This is a genomic window from Vibrio quintilis (assembly GCF_024529975.1).
GTDB classification, from domain to species: domain Bacteria; phylum Pseudomonadota; class Gammaproteobacteria; order Enterobacterales; family Vibrionaceae; genus Vibrio; species Vibrio quintilis.
Genome location: NZ_AP024897.1, coordinates 3,008,773 through 3,026,181, shown reverse-complemented (window position 1 = coordinate 3,026,181; position 17,409 = coordinate 3,008,773). Strand labels below are relative to the sequence as shown.

General features: G+C 48.9%; 16 protein-coding genes. 10 read left to right on the top strand and 6 right to left on the bottom strand.

What is annotated here, in order from left to right; genetic code table 11:
- Nucleotides 1–96: 96 nt before the first annotated feature.
- Nucleotides 97–1,053 carry a chemotaxis protein CheV gene (locus OC443_RS13915; protein WP_073581560.1) on the top strand — a complete coding sequence of 319 codons (957 nt, stop codon included), beginning with the start codon at nucleotides 97–99 and terminating at the stop codon, nucleotides 1,051–1,053.
- Between the two features lie 71 nt (nucleotides 1,054–1,124).
- On the opposite strand, the gene OC443_RS13910 is transcribed toward OC443_RS13915, so the two are convergent.
- On the bottom strand, nucleotides 1,125–1,877 hold the full coding sequence (locus OC443_RS13910; protein ID WP_073581562.1) for a YciK family oxidoreductase: 753 nt from the start codon (nucleotides 1,875–1,877) through the stop codon (nucleotides 1,125–1,127).
- Nucleotides 1,878–1,956: 79 nt separating this feature from the next.
- Here OC443_RS13910 and sohB point away from each other — a divergent pair, with 79 nt between their 5' ends.
- Together sohB and OC443_RS13900 are read left to right on the top strand one after the other, a co-directional pair.
- Nucleotides 1,957–3,012, top strand: a complete 1,056-nt coding sequence (gene sohB, locus OC443_RS13905; protein ID WP_073581564.1) for a protease SohB — start codon at nucleotides 1,957–1,959, stop codon at nucleotides 3,010–3,012.
- A 43-nt stretch (nucleotides 3,013–3,055) separates the two neighbouring features.
- Complete coding sequence (locus OC443_RS13900) at nucleotides 3,056–3,520, top strand: GyrI-like domain-containing protein (RefSeq protein ID WP_073581566.1); 465 nt, start codon at nucleotides 3,056–3,058, stop codon at nucleotides 3,518–3,520.
- A 48-nt stretch (nucleotides 3,521–3,568) separates the two neighbouring features.
- On the opposite strand, the gene rrtA is transcribed toward OC443_RS13900, so the two are convergent.
- Nucleotides 3,569–4,174, bottom strand: a complete 606-nt coding sequence (rrtA, locus tag OC443_RS13895) for a rhombosortase (protein WP_073581568.1) — start codon at nucleotides 4,172–4,174, stop codon at nucleotides 3,569–3,571.
- Here rrtA and OC443_RS13890 point away from each other — a divergent pair.
- Nucleotides 4,136–4,741, top strand: a complete 606-nt coding sequence (locus OC443_RS13890; protein ID WP_073581570.1) for a tRNA-uridine aminocarboxypropyltransferase — start codon at nucleotides 4,136–4,138, stop codon at nucleotides 4,739–4,741. The two genes, rrtA and OC443_RS13890, sit on opposite strands and share 39 nt — an antisense overlap.
- A gap of 49 nt (nucleotides 4,742–4,790) precedes the next feature.
- Here OC443_RS13890 and yfbR read toward each other — a convergent pair whose 3' ends face one another.
- Entirely contained in the window at nucleotides 4,791–5,375 is a 585-nt protein-coding gene (yfbR, locus tag OC443_RS13885; protein WP_073581572.1) for a 5'-deoxynucleotidase, read from the bottom strand.
- Between the two features lie 279 nt (nucleotides 5,376–5,654).
- On the opposite strand from yfbR, the gene OC443_RS13880 reads away from it, so the two are divergent.
- Genes OC443_RS13880 through OC443_RS13865 form a run of 4 tightly spaced genes read left to right on the top strand, consistent with a single transcriptional unit; the run spans nucleotide 5,655 to nucleotide 10,390 of the window.
- Entirely contained in the window at nucleotides 5,655–7,190 is a 1,536-nt protein-coding gene (locus OC443_RS13880; protein WP_073581574.1) for an ABC transporter substrate-binding protein, read from the top strand.
- On the top strand, nucleotides 7,183–8,133 hold the full coding sequence (locus OC443_RS13875) for an ABC transporter permease (protein ID WP_073581576.1): 951 nt from the start codon (nucleotides 7,183–7,185) through the stop codon (nucleotides 8,131–8,133). The genes OC443_RS13880 and OC443_RS13875 overlap by 8 nt, the downstream gene beginning before the upstream one ends.
- Nucleotides 8,130–8,954, top strand: coding sequence for an ABC transporter permease (locus tag OC443_RS13870; RefSeq protein ID WP_073581578.1), 825 nt, complete (start codon nucleotides 8,130–8,132; stop codon nucleotides 8,952–8,954). Before OC443_RS13875 ends, OC443_RS13870 begins: the two co-directional genes overlap by 4 nt.
- The gene (locus tag OC443_RS13865) at nucleotides 8,951–10,390 is read left to right on the top strand and encodes an ABC transporter ATP-binding protein (RefSeq protein WP_073581580.1); all 1,440 of its coding nucleotides are present in this window, start codon (nucleotides 8,951–8,953) and stop codon (nucleotides 10,388–10,390) included. Before OC443_RS13870 ends, OC443_RS13865 begins: the two co-directional genes overlap by 4 nt.
- Nucleotides 10,391–10,509: 119 nt before the next feature.
- On the opposite strand, the gene OC443_RS13860 is transcribed toward OC443_RS13865, so the two are convergent.
- The 3 genes from OC443_RS13860 to OC443_RS13850 all read right to left on the bottom strand — a co-directional run bounded on the left by OC443_RS13860 (nucleotide 10,510) and on the right by OC443_RS13850 (nucleotide 13,981).
- The gene (locus OC443_RS13860; RefSeq protein ID WP_073581582.1) at nucleotides 10,510–11,352 is read right to left on the bottom strand and encodes a S1 family peptidase; all 843 of its coding nucleotides are present in this window, start codon (nucleotides 11,350–11,352) and stop codon (nucleotides 10,510–10,512) included.
- Between the two features lie 433 nt (nucleotides 11,353–11,785).
- Nucleotides 11,786–12,574, bottom strand: coding sequence for an SDR family NAD(P)-dependent oxidoreductase (locus OC443_RS13855; RefSeq protein WP_073581584.1), 789 nt, complete (start codon nucleotides 12,572–12,574; stop codon nucleotides 11,786–11,788).
- A gap of 192 nt (nucleotides 12,575–12,766) precedes the next feature.
- Complete coding sequence (locus tag OC443_RS13850; protein ID WP_073581586.1) at nucleotides 12,767–13,981, bottom strand: pyridoxal phosphate-dependent aminotransferase; 1,215 nt, start codon at nucleotides 13,979–13,981, stop codon at nucleotides 12,767–12,769.
- A 672-nt stretch (nucleotides 13,982–14,653) separates the two neighbouring features.
- On the opposite strand from OC443_RS13850, the gene OC443_RS13845 reads away from it, so the two are divergent.
- Entirely contained in the window at nucleotides 14,654–16,855 is a 2,202-nt protein-coding gene (locus OC443_RS13845) for a type VI secretion system Vgr family protein (protein WP_073581588.1), read from the top strand.
- A complete protein-coding gene (locus OC443_RS13840; protein WP_073581590.1) occupies nucleotides 16,852–17,406 on the top strand; it encodes a DUF4123 domain-containing protein in 555 nt (184 codons plus the stop codon). The genes OC443_RS13845 and OC443_RS13840 overlap by 4 nt, the downstream gene beginning before the upstream one ends.
- The last annotated feature ends 3 nt before the right edge of the window (nucleotides 17,407–17,409 follow it).

Below are 17,409 nucleotides of genomic sequence, written 5' to 3'. Positions count from 1 at the left end.
TATTTATTGATATACTCAGAAAATCTTTGGCATCAAATGCTACTTCTGATTTGATTGAGTATATACTGTTAATTGTTTTTACTGGTGGAATCTCGTATGACAGGTGTATTAAATACGGTCGATCAACGCACGAATCTGGTGGGAGAAAATCGTCTTGAGCTGTTACTTTTCAAGCTGAACAGCCGACAGATTTTTGCGATTAATGTCTTTAAAGTTAAAGAAGTCATTAAAATGCCGACTTTAACCAAAATGCCAGGTTCTCACAATCATATTACAGGTGTTGCCTCATTAAGAGGGGAGCCGGTTCCTGTCATCGATTTGAGAAGAGCGATAGGTTTTCCGCCATTCCATGGTGATCAGGAAGAAGAACAAAACCTGATTGTGACCGAATATAACCGGACCACACAGGGTTTTCTGGTGGGGCAGGTCAGAAACATCATTAATACCGCCTGGACTGAAATCCAGCCGCCGCCTAAAACAGCAGGCAGAGCTAACTATCTGACCGCAATCACTCATATTCAGGAACAGGAACAAATTCAGATCGTTGAAATTATTGATGTGGAGAAAGTTCTGGCTGAAATCATTGATTACGATGTATCGATTTCGGAAGAAGTGCTGGATCGCGACCTGCTTGATAATATGCATGGCCGGAAGGTCTTGATTGTTGATGATTCAACGACCGCACGTAATCAGGTTAAAGGTACTTTATCTCAACTGGGGCTTGAAATTATCGAATGCCGTGACGGGATGGAAGCCTATAACCTGTTGAAGTCATGGTGTGATCAGGGGAAAACGGTCACCGATGAAATATTGTTGATGATTACCGATGCGGAAATGCCGGAAATGGATGGTTACCGGCTGACTTATGAAGTTCGTAATGATGCCCGGATGAAAGATCTGTTTATTACGCTTAATACATCACTCAGTGGCAGCTTTAATGAAGCCATGGTGAAAAAAGTTGGTTGTGATCGCTTTATCTCCAAATTCCAGCCGGATATGCTGGTGGAAGTCGCGCAAGACCGTTTGCGTGATTTGTTATCCCCGAATAAATAGCCTTTCATCACCCTGATATAGTATTGAAAAAAACGGGCAGAGTCGTTTCTGCCCGTTTTTTATATGACAGATTAAGATCGCTGTTTACTTTTTTGCGCGTCAATACACTGCCCGTGAATCTCAATACCTTCGGGCGCCATCAGATAAAGGTAGAGCGGAATGATATCCAGCGGTGTTTTCAGTGTGCCGGGATCTTCCTGTGGAAATGCTTTGGCGCGCATGCCTGTCCGGGTTCCGCCCGGATTAATTGCATTTACCCGAACTGTCGTTTCTTTTAGCTCATCGGCCAGAATCTGCATCATGCCTTCTGTGGCAAATTTAGAAACAGAATAAGTTCCCCAGTTGGCACGTCCGGCATGACCCACCGTTGAAGAGGTAAAAATTAACCGGCTGTCGGCTGATTGTCTCAATAACGGTAATAAGGCCTGCGTCAGCAGAAACTGCGCTTTCACATTGACCTGCATCACTTCGTCATAAACCTGCTCTTCAATCGCTTCAAAAGGGCAGATATCGCCTAACTGACCCGCACTGTGAAGTAAGCCATCTAACCGGCCGTATTCTGACTGAATCACCTTCGCTAAACTCAGATAGTCCTGTCGGGTGGCTTTCATCATATCCAGAGTAATCACTGATGCTTGCGGATAACAGGCGTCATGGATTGCTTTGGCAGTCTCCTCCAGTTTACTCAGGCTGCGGCCGGATAAAATCACCGATGCACCATGTTGTGCGTAACTGATCGCTGCCTGTTTACCGATACCATCGCTGGCCCCTGTAATCAGGATAATCCGGTCTTTTAACGTGTCCGCTGTTACAGAATAAGTCATTCCCGGTCCTCTTATGATTATGATTTGGTTGCAAAGATTCGCTACAATACATCAATTCGTATTAAAGAGGATAAGAACATTGGAATTTTTATTGGACTACGGTCTGTTTTTGGCAAAGATTGTGACTGTGGTAGCCGCCATCATTGCGGTTTTACTGTTGGTTAAAGCATCCAAAGAGAGTAGCGCCAAAGGGGAGCTTGAAATTGTCAATCTGACTGAAAAGCATAAAGAGACGATCGAACAGCTGGAATCCCGCATGTATGACGACGCATTTCTGAAGGCGCGTCACAAAGCGGAAAAGAAAAGTGAAAAATCTAAGCACAAGTCAGCTGAGAAAGAGATTAAGAAAGCAGCCAAAGAAGGTTCACTGGAAGCCAAACGCGAACCACATCTGTTCGTTCTTGATTTTCACGGCAGTATTGATGCGAAAGAAGTGGGCTCGCTGCGTGAAGAAGTCACCGCGATTCTTGCCGTTGCCAAAGAAGGTGATGAAGTCTTACTCCGTCTCGAATCGGGTGGTGGTATGGTTCATGGTTACGGGCTGGCTTCATCTCAGCTGGACCGGCTGAAATCAGCAGGACTGCCGCTCACGATTGCAGTGGATAAAGTTGCTGCAAGCGGCGGTTATATGATGGCTTGTATAGCAGATAAACTGGTGTCGGCTCCGTTTGCGGTTGTTGGTTCCATTGGTGTGATTGCTCAGTTGCCGAACTTTAATAAGTTACTGAAAAAGAATGATATTGAATTTGAACAACTGACGGCTGGTGAATTTAAACGTACCTTAACCATGTTCGGTGAAAATACCGATAAAGCCCGGGAAAAATTCCGCAGTGAACTGGAAGAAACTCACGTTCTGTTCAAGGATTTCATTCGTGACCACCGTCCCGGGCTGGATGTGGATTCTGTGGCAACCGGAGAACACTGGTTTGGTACAAAAGCGAAAGAACTGGGCCTGGTGGATGAAATCATAACTTCAGACGATTTGGTAACGGCGGCATGTCAGGACAAAACTGTATTGTCAGTGCACTATGTACAAAAGAAAAAGCTGGCAGAAAAATTATCGGGTGTGATGGGTGAAGCGGCAGATGGTGTTCTGTTAAAGCTCGCCAGCCGCGGGCGGCGTCCGATTGTCTGAATCAGTGACAAAGATAAATCAGAAATTATAAAAAGGAGAACACATGGATATTCAGACCTGTGTGAAAGAATCGTTTTCCGTTATTGGCAAAGAAGGCTCGACCGAAGACGGGCAGGGATTCATTCAGTTATTGTGGCGTGATGTTCAGACGCAGTTTAAGCAGATTGATTCGTTGGTGAAAAGAGAGCCAAATGGCAGACTCTGCGGTATCTGGGGCGTGATGTCTGATTTTTCCCGCTCTTTTATGCCATGGGAAAATGACTTTACCCGCGGGCTTTATCTGGCAGGGGCGGAAGTGTTGGATGATGCTCAGGCGCCGGAAGGCTGGGTTAAATGGACGATTCCCGGCTATGAATATATTTATGTCCGGAATAACAGTAAGAATAAGTTTGCAGAAGTGCGTCAGTATCTGGCAGAGAATCACATGGAACTTGCCGGTGCGGCCCATGACTTCAACTGTCAGAAAACCGGGCAGGACTTCATCTATGTGCCGGTTAAACGTCTCTGATCTGTCAGGTGTGCTGATTCGCCATTGATGGCGAATCAGCGTTGATGATTAGGATTTGTCCGTAGCCTGAATACCGGATAAGGTAAACCGGTGAATGATAAGTACAATCACAATCCCGGAGATAAACCCGGCCAGATGAGCCTGAATTGCAACCGGTGCCTGAATCAGCGCCACAGTTGTTGGCGATGCGCCAAAGCATTGTTCCCAGCCCACTTTGCCCGCAACACCGGCTAACAACAGCCAGCTGCTGCGCCGTCCGGCCAGTATTTCCAGCAAAGCATAACCGGCAAATAAACCGTGTAACACGCCGGATAATCCGACATAGCGAATGATATCAGTCCAGAACAGACTTATGCCGATGCTCAGACTACAAACACCAATTATCACCAGTGCATGACGCGGGGATGGCCTGAATATCAGTGAAATCAGCCAGAGGGCTGCAAGATTCATCGCCAGATGATAAAAGTTGGTGTGCGTGAAATTGCCGGTCAGAATTCGCCACCACTGCCCCTGTATGATTGCATGTCTGTCCCAGATAAAATATCCTGCCAGCGGTGAAAACTGAGCACAGACACAAATCAGGCTGATGAGAGCCGGAATAAGGTATAGATGAAGATGAGTTGTCGTTATTGTCCGAAATGTGGGAAAGCGCATAAAGCCTGTATCTGCCCGTTGATTGTCTCGTTATCGTCTGAGATTGAGCTTATCATTCTTCAGCATCCGACTGAAGTCAGCCGGCCATTGGGAACCGCCCGTATTTTGCAGCTTTCGTTGCCTGACGCCCACTGTTTTACCGGGGAAGATTTTACCCGTCACCCGCAACTGAATCAGCTATTGTCTGAGCCGGATACCCGTCACTATGTTTTGTATCCCGGAGAAGGTGCCATCAGTGTGAATGACGTCCCTGCGCCACAGCAGAAAACCAGAGTAATTTTGATCGACGGCACCTGGAAGAAAGCCTACAAAATGTGGCAGCTTTCTGAAAATTTGCACGGGCTGCCGCGATTGTCTTTACCTGAAGAGCTGAAAGGAAATTACCAGATACGCAAAGCTCCCCGGGAAGGGTGTTTATCGACTGTCGAAGCCGGGTATCATCTGTTATCTGTCTGGCAACCGGCGCAGGACTTCAGCCCGCTGCTTAGCTGCTTTGAACAGATGATTCAGTTCCAGATGTCACACATGTCACCAGATGTCCGTCGCCGCTATCCATCATCTTCCTGAATGTTGATCTGGTTCCTGAATTTGAAGCAAGGACCGGCAGATAACAAGATCAGCTGATCTCATCCAGTGTTAGTTCGAAGCTTGGGGCAAAAACCGACAGGAAATAATCCATCTCCGGCGATTTTCTCTCTTCAAGTGTCACTTCCAGACGTTTTCTGGCGCGGGAAAATTCATGATTGCCAGCACTCATCTCTTCAAGACATTTCAGGTAAGCGCAGATACAGTCGGCCTGTTTGACAATGGCAGTATCTTCCGGGTTAGCGGCGTCTGAGCGGATAAACGGGGCAAAGTCTTCCTGAAACTCCTCCGGCAGCATTTGCAGTAACTGATGCTCGGCAGCGGCTTCTATTTTTTTGTATTCTCTGGATATTTCCGGATTATAATACTTCACCGGTGTGGGTAAATCCCCGGTTAACACTTCACTGGAATCATGATACATCGCCTGAATTGCGATGCGTTCCGGATTCAGCTGCCCGCCAAATTTCTTATTCTTAATCAGAGCCAGTGCGTGAGCGACGAATGCCACCTGAAGACTGTGTTCTGAAATATTTTCCGTTGAAACTGAACGCATCAGCGGCCAGCGCTGGATTAACTTCATTCGGGCCAGATAGGCAAAAAAATGACTTTGTTTCATAAGGCTGATTGATTAAACCGATAAGCTGAAGGTGTTGAATGAAAATAACAAAAATACCGGGGCATCTCAAAGATCTTACACTGCATCCTGCATTTGTTTTACGAAATATGGTTTTGTTTATTCATCTATACCCAAACAACCTGCATCTTCAGGTTGCTTGGGTGTATATGAGCGTATTTGAGCTATTATTACATATTGATTTAAATCAATATATATTGAATACTATATGGCTTTGTTGTTATGTTATAACATATATTAACTGATGGTTTTGTAATTTATATGAAAAAGTTATTTTTCCTGGCTATTGTATTGGTCGCCGGACTGATTGCTTTCAGTCTGTATCAACGAGACAGTGAACCACAGATTTCACGCATCACGATTTCTGGTCCCTTTGAGTTTCATGGACTGGATTTATCTAAAAACGGATTTATTTTCAGCCGCCTTGGTGTGACTGAATCCTTGACCGGTATTGAAACCGATGGTCATGTGATCCCACTTCTGGCAACTGAATGGAAACAGTCTGACCGGGGATTAACCTGGCAGTTTAAAATTCGCGATAATGTAAAGTTCCATGACGGCACGCCACTGGATGCGAAAGCGGTACTGAAAACGCTGACATTTGCCCGCGAAAAGCCTGGCGTGATTAAACAAATACCGGTGAAATCGATGTCAGCTGAAGGCAATACATTCACCCTGCATCTCAGCCGGCCTTATGTCCCGCTGTTATCGGTACTGGCTCATTACAGTCTGGGAATTGTTTCTCCGACGGCTTATGATGAAAACGGGCAGATCACACAGCTCTACGGCACCGGGCCTTATCAGGTACAAAAGCTGACTGCGCCGCATAAAGCCGATGTGCGTCGTTTTGACGGATACTGGGGAACTCAGGGAGAGATTGACGAAATCAGTTACCTGGCCGGGCACCGGAGCGAAAGCCGTGCTCTGATGGTAGAAAGTGGTCAGGCTGACATGGCATTCTCAATTGACCCGAACAGCCGGACCATGTTTGCAGATAACCCGGATGTTTCCGTCCAGTCGTATAATTTGCCCCGGACCATTCTGTTAAAAGTCAATAACACGCATCCTTTCCTGTCTGAAAAGCAGGCGCGGCAGGCGATTAGTCTGGCGCTGAACCGTGAAGCGATTGCTTCTTCTATCCTGCATGCACCTGGTTCACAGGCTTATCAGCTGTTTTCTGATGCGCAGGCAGACTGGCATCTTAAAGATTATCAGCCAAAACAGAATCTCGATACGGCGAAAGCGCTTTTGTATCATCTGGGCTGGCGGCGTAACGATAAAGGCTGGCTTGAGCGCGATGGACAGCTGTTTTCACTCACGCTGTCAACTTATGCAGACCGTCCGGAATTGCCGGTACTGGCAACAACGATTCAGGATCAGCTTTCCCGTATCGGTATCATGATTAATGTGAACATTGATAACTCCAGTGTGATTCCGCTCAAACACCATGATAATTCGCTGAATATGGCACTGATTGCACGTAACTTTGGCACGTTGGGCAGCCCTTTGCCGATATTGTTTAATGACTTCTCTTCGCCGAAAGGAAGTGACTGGGGGCATATGAACTGGTATTCGCCGCGGATCCATCACTTGCTTTCCATGCTTATCAGCGGGAAAGAGCCAGAGCAGGAAGCAGCGATGTCACAGGAAGTGGCCCGGATTCTGGCAGAAGAACTCCCGGTGATTCCGATTGCTTACAGCCAGCAGCTGGTTGGCCTCAGGAAGCATATCTCCGGTTTCAGATTTGATCCTTACGAAATAGATTACCACCTGACCGAGTTAACCACCGATGATTAAGCTATTGATTCACCGGTTATACCAGGCGATTTTTGTCGCCTGGTCTGTCGGAACGATTACTTTTATTATGATGAAACTGCTGCCTGGTGATATGGCATTCCGGATTGCTGCCGGGCGGTATGGTTATGACTACGTCAATCTGGATGCGGCCAAAGCAGTTTCAAAGGAACTCGGGCTGGAACAATCACCGCTGTCTCAGTATTTCAGCTGGCTGTGGGACTTATGTCATTTTCACCTCGGCAATTCACTCTTGAGTGGTGAACCGGTGGCTGAGAAAGTATTCCACCATTTAGGCTATTCGTTATGGCTGGCTCTGATCGCGGTGCTGGTGTCGTTGCTGATTGCATTTCCGATCGGGGTTTATTGTGGCCGGTATGCCGGCTCGATCAGCGATAAAGCCGCGCTGTTTTTCTCCGGATTTATGCGGGCTCAGCCGGTGTTTCTGATTGGCCTGATTCTGATTTTGCTGTTTGCCCTGCATTTGCACTGGCTTCCGGTCGCCGGTTTTGGTCGTCCTGAACATGTTATTTTACCGGCGCTTGCATTGGCTTTGTCACTCGCTGCGTTATCTAACCGGATGATCAGAAATACAGCCAGAACCGTATTCAGGGCGCCTTTCTATCGTTTTGCCCGCTTTAAAGGACTGACGGAGGCACAAACCTATCAACGTCACGGGCGGCTGAATATCGCGCTGCCGGTGATGGCGTTTATCGGTGTGCAGGCGGTAGGTTTGATCGAAGGTATCGTGATGATTGAATCCCTGTTTTCCTGGCCGGGGATTGGCCACGCGCTGTCTCATGCTGTTTTCAGCCGGGATGTGCCTGTGATTCAGGGCGCGGCGCTTTTAATGGGGTTGCTGTTTGTGGTGATCAATACCTTGATTGATATGATTCAGTACAGTCTGGATCCCCGTTACCGCCAGAATACGGAGGTTACGGCATGATATTTCATCTGCGTATCTTTTGTGCTCAGCTGTCCCGTGCGCAATGGGGTGGTATCGGAATGCTCTGCCTTCTGTTCATGTTTGTGTTGTTCGAGAAACTGCTGATCCAGGGCAGTACATCCGCCCAGAATCTCAATCTGGTGTTTTCAGCGCCGGTTGAAGGGATGCCGCTGGGCACCGATCATCTCGGGCGCAGCAATTCAGCCCGGCTGGCTGATGCGATTCTGAATTCACTGATGATGGCCGGACTCTGTGTCACTACGGCTGTCGTTACCGGTCTGCTTACCGGAGTCTGGGCCGGTTGGAAAGGCGGCTGGGCGGACCGGGTTCTTTCGGTCTGGGTGAATATTGTGATGGCCTTACCCGGACTGGTGATCGTGCTGCTGTTCGGGGCGATATTTCCCGGCTCATTTGTGCTCTTGTTTATCGCGATTTCGATTACCATGTGGGCGGATTTCTTCCGGGTGATTCGCAGCCGGACCATGATCGCCGTCCGTTCCGATGCGTTTGAGTCTTCCCGCTTATTCGGCTTTGGTCCTTGGTATCTGTTTCGCCGCCATATCTGGCCGGTGATGAAAAATGATGTATATACCCTGTCTTGCTTCGGTGCCGGAAATGCTGTGCTGGCGCTGGCTGCACTCGGCTTTCTGTACGTCGGCCTGAAGCCGCCCAGAGCGGAACTGGGTATGATGATGGTGGAACTGTTCCGTTATTATCACCAGGCCTTCTGGGTTCTGATTCAGCCGATTGTGGTGGTGTCCATGATTATTTTGTCCTGTCATCTGTTATCACAGGGAAAAAATTCTGAGGAGTTGGTATGACCCCGTTGCTTAAAGTGATCAATCTGGAAGTTTTCCACGGCGAGTTGCGGATGGTCGGTCCGGTCAGTTTTGAACTGGCTCGGTGTGAATCGCTGACCATTCTGGGAGAAACCGGAGCCGGAAAAAGCTTACTGGTGAAATCAATCATCGGTGATTTACCGCCAGGGTTTACCGCCAGCGGGGAAATTTACCTTGCCGGCAGCGCTCTGCATAACCTGTCGCCCTCTGAACGTGAACAGTGCTGGGGAACGGACTTTTCTATTTTACCGCAGGAGCCTTCGCTGGCGCTGGATCCACTGATGCGAATCAGTGGGCAGGTGACTGAAGTGCATGAGCTGGTCTCCGGCCAGAGTGCTGAACAGGCACAGCAATCTTTTGACAGACAGCTCGATGAGATTGGCCTGAGCGGGCACGGTACGAAATATCCGGCGCAATTGTCCGGAGGTATGGCTCAGCGCAGTGCTTATCTGTGTGCTACCAGTGCCGGCGGAAAAGTACTGATTGCAGATGAGCCGACCAAAGGGCTGGATAATCTGCACCGGGACCGGCTGGTTGATATGTTGATTCAGCACCGGGACAGGGAAACACTGATTACCATTACGCATGATACTCAGGTTGCGGAACAGCTGGCTGGTCAGCTGATTGTGCTGCGTGACGGCGAAATCCTTGAGCAGGGAGTGGCGCAGGATATTCTCAGTCAGCCTCAACATGATTATACCCGTCAGCTGATAGAAGCAACGCATCCGCAACACTGGCCGGACAGTCCGGTGCAACATGCGGCTCAGCCGCTGTTGAGTGCACATCAGTTGACTATTGCCGCCGGTAACCGGGTATTGCTGGAAGATCTGTCATTCACGCTGCACAAAGGCGAAATACTTGGAATCAGCGGACCAAGCGGCTGTGGTAAATCCACCTTATGTCAGGTCATTCTGGGATTGATTCCGCAGCAGTCAGGAAAGATTGATTATTTTGAATCATTCCGGCCGGGAGAAAAACTGAAACTTTATCAGGATCCGCCGGGTGCATTTGCACCCCAATGTACTTTGGGAACACTGATGGATGACATTTGCAACAAGTTTGCGATTGAGCAGTCTGCCGTCCGGCAAATGATGCAAAGACTCAATCTTCATCCGGAGCTGCTGACGCGTACTCCGCGGCAGGTTTCCGGCGGAGAGCTGCAACGTTTCGCAATGTTACGGGTATTGCTGTTGAAACCCAAACTCCTGATTGCCGATGAACCGGCCACCCGGCTGGATCCGCTGACCGCTAAGGAAACACTGGCACTGTTGATGGAAGTTGTGCAGGAGATTGGCTGCACTATGATACTGGTCAGCCACAAGAAAGATCTGCTGACTAAACTTTGCCACCGGGTGATGGATTTTTCCGGACCTGAAGCGGAGTTCGTCTGCAATCATGCCAGCCTGAGATATGCCTGAGGCAGGATGCTAATCCCGGGGCATTGCCATTCAGGCGGGAAATCAAGCCGGAAAGTAAAACAGACAGATGCAACCCGGTTGCATCTGTCTGTCTTGGTAATGACCATTATCCGGGCAGATTAATTATTCATGATATTATTAATCCAGTCGGTGTAATAAGCCACGTTGGTAAATACATCATAAGCATTGGCCTGAGCGCAGTCGCCGCCTGTCCAGCTATCAATCCCGATCTGTTTATAAACACCGTTATCTTTGTAGACCAGCGGGCCGCCGCTGTCGCCGTAACAGGTGGCTTTGCCGCCTTCAAGATAACCGGCACACACATTGGACTCATCCACACTCAGATATTCACTGTTCAGGTTCTGACAAGTCTGCCACTCGACGAAAGGCATATCGACCTGACGAAGTTTTGCCGGGTAAATATCTTCAGTCGCAGAAGTGGCGCCCCAACCGATGGCGGTCGTGGTATTACCGTTTTGTAAGGCATTCACCAGATCCTGACTTGCCAGCTGAACTTTGGTTCCGCTTACCTCTTTGGCTAATTTCAGGATCGCGATATCATTGACGATACCGTCATATTTGGGATGTGAATAAATTTTCGAAACATTGACGAGTTTTTTCTTCGCTGATGAACTTTTAAGATCAAAAACACCGATAGCAACCTGTAACGTATTTGCAGACGTTTTCTTGCCGGTATATTCGTCTACAACACAGTGTGCTGCGGTCAGAACATAGCGGCCGCCAAGAAATGTGCCGTCACAAAGTTGTCCGCTATAAACGGTATTACTTCCTTTTGTGACAAGCACAGCCATAAATGGCCATTGATTTTTGGCTGACTGAGTGCCGTTGATAATTCTTGAACCTGATAGCAGAGAAGCGGAGAAATCTGCCGAAGCATAAGCCATATAAGGTGTTGCAAACAGGCCTGCTGCAGCCACCAGAGCCGGGACAATATTTTTCATTGAGTAATCCTTTTAGTAAATGATGTCCGGGGGCTTGTTGAACAGGATGAATGCAGCCTTTTCAATGTTCCGGACATAAATATAGCGAATGTATCCAATTGATTAATAAGATTTTTATATATGTAAAATTGGATGCATATGCAGTGTAAGGATAAACGATTGATGAAGGAATGCTCAGTTTGAACAAAATGAGATCTGTGCCAGATAAATAGTGAGTCAGGTTGAATAGATAAAGCCCGCGTCGATCAGAAATGCGCAGGCTGGTGGTGCTGGGGGTAAACTGGCGCTTTCTGATCGCCTGACCAAAGTGCTGGCCCAGTCATGGAACAAACCCAGAAAAAATGAAGCCGCAGACCTGCTGAAAACCCTGAATTCCCGGCTGAAAGCCGCCGTGTGGCTGATTGATCTGCAATAATTGACCGCCGGAAGGCGGTTATTTTCCCTGTCGCTCCATCGCCAGACGGGACAACTTCAGTTCCAGCTTTCTTGGTAGCAGCGGGGCAATCCAGTTCACCAGCACTCTGTATTTGATGTGATCAAAGGCAACCAGCCGCCCGCGTATCATCGCCTGGTAACCCAGCCGGGCGACAGATTCGGCAGACCGGGCATGCTGAAACACCGCAACATTGTCCAGCTGGCCGGTGCTGATAAAGCCGGTATCGACCGGGCCGGGGCAGAGCGCCGTCACGGTGACACCTTTGTCCGCCACTTCTTCTGCCAGTGCGAGTGAAAACGAAGTGACATAGGCTTTGGTCGCGTAGTAAACCGCCATCAGCGGGCCGGGGAAAAATGAGGCAATGGAAGAGACATTCAGAATCTGTCCCTGACCGCGTGACACCATGCCCGGCAGATAGCAGTGGGTCAGTTGGGTCAGGCTGGCGATATTCACCTGGATCATGGACTGCTCTGTGGCTGCATCCCGTTGGTGAAAATAACCGTGTCCGCCGAAACCGGCATTGTTGATCAGCATATCAATCTGCAAATCAGTGTTCTGCGTCTGGCGGAAAACGGTGTCTGCTGCATCCGGCAGTGAGAGATCGGCGATAATCACCACCACCTCAACGCCATATTGCGAGGTCAGTTCTTCTTTGAGCTGATTCAGTTTATCTTCCGAGCGGGCCACAAGGACCAGATCCCCTCCCTGAGATGCATGGATGCGTGCCAGCGCCATGCCAATGCCGCCGGAGGCGCCGGTAATCAGTGCCCGGTTATGTGAATTCATTGATGTACTCCGCTATTTTTACTGGACTTTTTTTGTACAGGATCGTTTTTCCGGGTTGACCGGCTGAGCTGTTTCCGACAGACCATATTAAAAAAGGTCTGACTGAAAATCTGTCGTATTTTACCCGGCTGACAGGGTAATGATGCGACGGAATCAGTCAAACCTTAAGTACAGCGCTGAGAGCGGTCTGATTTACTGTTTGTATGTGGTTAAAAAACGTTCCAGACGGCCGATGGCGATTTCCAGTTCTTCCACATGCGGCAGAGTCACAATCCGGAAGTGATCAGGCTTCGGCCAGTTAAATCCGGTGCCCTGAACCAGCAAAACCTTTTCCTGAATCAGAAAATCCTGCACCATCAGCTGATCATCGCGGATATTAAACTTTTTGGCATCGATTTTCGGGAACAGATACATCGCGCCCTTTGGCTTCACGCAGGAAACGCCGGGAATATCATTAATCATCTCCCAGGCACGGTCCCGTTGCTCCAGCAACCGCCCGCCGGGAAGAATCAGTTCATTGACACTCTGATAACCGCCCAGTGCGGTCTGTATGGCGTGTTGCATCGGCACATTGGCACACAAACGCATTGACGCGAGAATATCCAGCCCGGACACATACTCCTGCGCCAGATGCTTCGGCCCGGATAAAAACATCCAGCCGCTGCGGAAGCCACAGACGCGGTATGCTTTAGACAAGCCGTTAAATGTCACCATCAGCACATCGTCGGCCAGTGTTGCAATCGAGGTATGGGTGGCGCCGTCATACAAAATCTTGTCGTAGATTTCGTCGGCAAAAATAATCAGCTTATGTTTGCGGGCGATTTCAATCACTTCCAGCAGAAAATCCCGGCTGTAAACCGCACCCGTCGGGTTGTTCGGGTTAATCAGCACAATGCCGCGGGTTTTCGGGGTGATTTTTTTGCGGATATCATCAAGGTCCGGAAACCAGTCTGCTGACTCATCACACAAATAATGCACCGCACTTCCGCCGGATAGCGCCACTGAGGCCGACCACAGCGGATAATCCGGCGCCGGTACCAGCATTTCGTCACCATTATTCAGCAGCGCCTGCATTGCCATCACAATCAGTTCAGAAACGCCGTTGCCGATATACACATCTTCAACATCCAGACTGCGCAGACCTTTTTTCTGATAATGCTGAACCACGGCCTTACGGGCTGAATAAATGCCTTTGGAGTCAGCATAGCCCTGAGAGGTGGGCAGGTTACGGATCACATCAACCAGAATTTCGTCCGGGGCGTCAAAACCAAACGGGGCGGGATTTCCGATATTCAGCTTCAGAATTTTATGACCTTCTTCTTCCATGCGTTTCGCATGTTTTAAGACCGGACCCCTGATGTCGTAGCAGACATTATCTAATTTTGATGACATCCCGATATTTTGCATGGTTGTTTCCCCGAAACAGGTTGATTTTTTTTATTAAGTTACACCAAATCCTTGTTTAAAAGAATAAAAATCTAAAAATATCTGATTTGCTCGTTAGCATAGTCTAAATGGCTCCGATGTGATTGGCTGATATATAAAAGAAAAGTAATTTTTTATGCTGGTTTTTGGTTGTTGTTTGAATTTATACACTGACTCTTAAAATGCACTCAGGGAGATTCACTGAAAGAAAAACGCTTTAGGATTTGGTCATAATTTGATCGGTTTGAGTGTTGATGAATTGTGTGCAAATGAGTGAAATGCAAGTGGTTGTTTTTGTAAGTGTGATATTTACCCCAATCTATTCAACCAATTGATAAAAAGACTTCTCTCAATATGCTGCTGATGCATGCAACTGTGTAGAATACAAACAATTTTCGTTGAGTTTGTCGTCCCGGCTTAAATGATATACCCAAACCACCTGAAACCTGCATCTTCAGGTGGTTTGGGTATATGAAAAATCAATAAATTGTTCATTTGTTATACATGTTGGTTTGATAAAAGAAGTGCTTTTTACAGAGCGTTACCGGCAAAAAACGTGATTTACAAAAAGCATCAGATACCGGACATCTTCAGGTGGTTTGGGTCAGGAAGATGATTTGGGTATAAAGGTAATAACAACGTACAGGCATCATAATGAGAAGACTAAATTTCAGGCTGACCATCGATGGGATCAGTGACGATACCCTCGTCGTGCGTGGTTTTCAGGGTAACGAATCCATTTCAGACTCAGTTGACAGCAGTGGCAATCCGTATTTTGGCTACCGCTATCACATCGACTTAGCCAGTCGCAGCAGCAGTAGCCTGCCGGCAAAAAAGGTCATCGACAGCAAAGCGCTGCTGGAAGTGATCCGCAACGGCAAAGTGGTGCAGAAAGTTCATGGTGTGATCCGCACGCTGGATAAGCACGACACCGGCCATCACCACACCTTTTATTCGATCACTTTGGTGCCGTCACTTGAACGGTTAGCCCTGCGCCGCAACAGCCGGATTTTCCAGCAGAAAAATGCCCAGGATATCCTCTCGATTATCCTCGGAGAAATGGGCATTTCTGACTTCTGTTTTGACCTCAAACGCACACCTGCCGTGCGTGAATACTGTGTCCAGTACCGCGAAAACGACCTCGCGTTCTTCCACCGCCTCGCGGCTGAAGAAGGCATGATGTACATGTACACCCACGAAGACAGCAAACACATGCTGGTGATCACCGACCACGACAAAGGCTTCCCGAAACTGGGCGGTAAAGCGCCGTACAACTGCCTGTCCGGCGGCGCGAACCCGGATGGTTATATCTCCTCGATGACCGAGCGTAAGCAGTCTGAAGTCAGCTCAATTGAAATGCGTGACTACAGCTTTAAAAAGCCGGATTACAACTTCTCACAAAAAGAAGACGGCACGGCGATGGATTATCAGGAAGAAATGTACGAGCATTTCGACTTCCCCGGCCGCTTTAAAGACGATGGCAACGGCAAAGCCTTCACCAAAATCCGTCTGGAATACCTGCGCCGCGCGGCGCACACCGTCAGCGGCCAGAGTGATGAAACCAAAATTCAGGCCGGGCAGCGGTTTGAGGTCAAAGAGCATGACGATGATGCGATGAACAGGTTGTGGCTGGCGGTACAGGTCTCTCACACCGGCAGCCAGCCGCAGGCGCTGGAAGAAGGCAGCAGTGGCGGAGGAACCGACTACAGCAACCAGTTTACTTTGATTCCCGGCGACAGCGTCTGGCGTGCGCACCCGCAGCCCAAACCCCGTGTCGATGGCCCAAGCATCGCGCTGGTGGTTGGCCCGCCGGGAGAAGAGATTTACACCGACGAACACGGCCGGGTCAAACTGCATTTCCCGTGGGACCGTTACGACGGCTCCGATGATAAAAGCAGCTGCTGGATCCGCGTCTCACAGGGCTGGGCAGGCGCACAGCAGGGCATGGTCACGGTGCCGCGCATCGGTAATGAAGTGATTGTCTCCTTCCTGCATGGCGATCCGGACCAGCCGATTGTCACCGGCAGAACCTTCCACGCCAGTAACACACCGCCGTACGCACTGCCAGCGAATAAAACCAAAACTGTTTTGCGCACCCAAACCCATCAGGGCAAAGGCTATAACGAGCTGAGTTTTGAAGATCAGTCCGGCAGCGAAAAGATTTCTCTGCATGCGCAGAAAGATATTGAAACCCTGATTGAAAACGATTCAACCACTGATATCAAACACGACCGCCACGAGACGATCGAAAACGACCAGTACGGCAATATCAAAAAAGCCGATCACTTAGTCATCGAAGGCGAACAACGCAGCAAGATCACCAAAAACCGCACCGTCAGCGTCGATAAAGAATTCCATCAAAAAGTTGCGGGCAAGATGGCGCTGGACGCTGGCTCAGAAGTACATCTCAAAGGCGGCAACTCGGTGGTGCTTCAGGCGGGCAGTGAAATCACGGTCAAAGTCGGCGGCACTTTCGTCAAGCTCGATCCGGGCGGCGTGAGTGTGGTCGGCCCGGCGATTAACCTCAACTCCGGCGGCAGTGCCGGCAGCGGCTCCGGTTACGGCGGCGAAGATGCGGTGATGCCGAAAATCCTTGAAGCATTAGAGCCACCGGAAGAGCTGGTGCCACCGGAAATTACCGGTATGACCGGTGCTGAGGCGGTGATTGTGGATTATGTGGAGAAAGAGAAGCCTGCGGCGAAGCAAACGCCGAAGCGGCACCAGCCAACCCCAATTTCACCGGAATCATTTATCGAAATTGCACTTGATAATCTGCCACTGGTTAAGAAGTGTCAGAAACAACCAGATGGCTCCTGCCCGCGTTCTGATTGTCCGTGTCAGGGGAAAGCATCATGAAGCATAAAGCGTTAGAGAAATTAATGACGACACCGGAAATGGATCACTGGCTGGTCGTCGATACAGTCCGGGTGCCGGATATTGCACAACTGGCTTATCAATGCGAAGAAGCCCCCGCGATGCAAAAACTATTTGTTGGTACAGAGCATGAACATTTGCTGGCGCAGAGTCCGGTCGCTTTTCGTTTTACCGGTTCGGAAGAAATTGCCATTCAAATGGTGGAAGATTATGCCCTGCGCACCAGTTGTGTGTTGTTTTCCTGTGAGCGCTCACTTGATGAAGAAACGCTAATGGCGCATTTACAGGCACTTCATGATGTGTATATCGACAGTGCACCACTGTTTTTCCGATATTACGGCAGCCCGCTTTGGGAAGAGATTGTTCATCAGCTGACGGATGAAGATATCCGGACAATTCTCGGTCCCTGCCAGTCGATGAGCTGGACCGACAGTAACCAGCAGTTCCGTACATTGCATCATCCGGCCCGGATGCCGGAGGCTGTAACACAGCCTTATGAATTGATTTCTCCAGTATTTAAAGCATGGGTATAACGT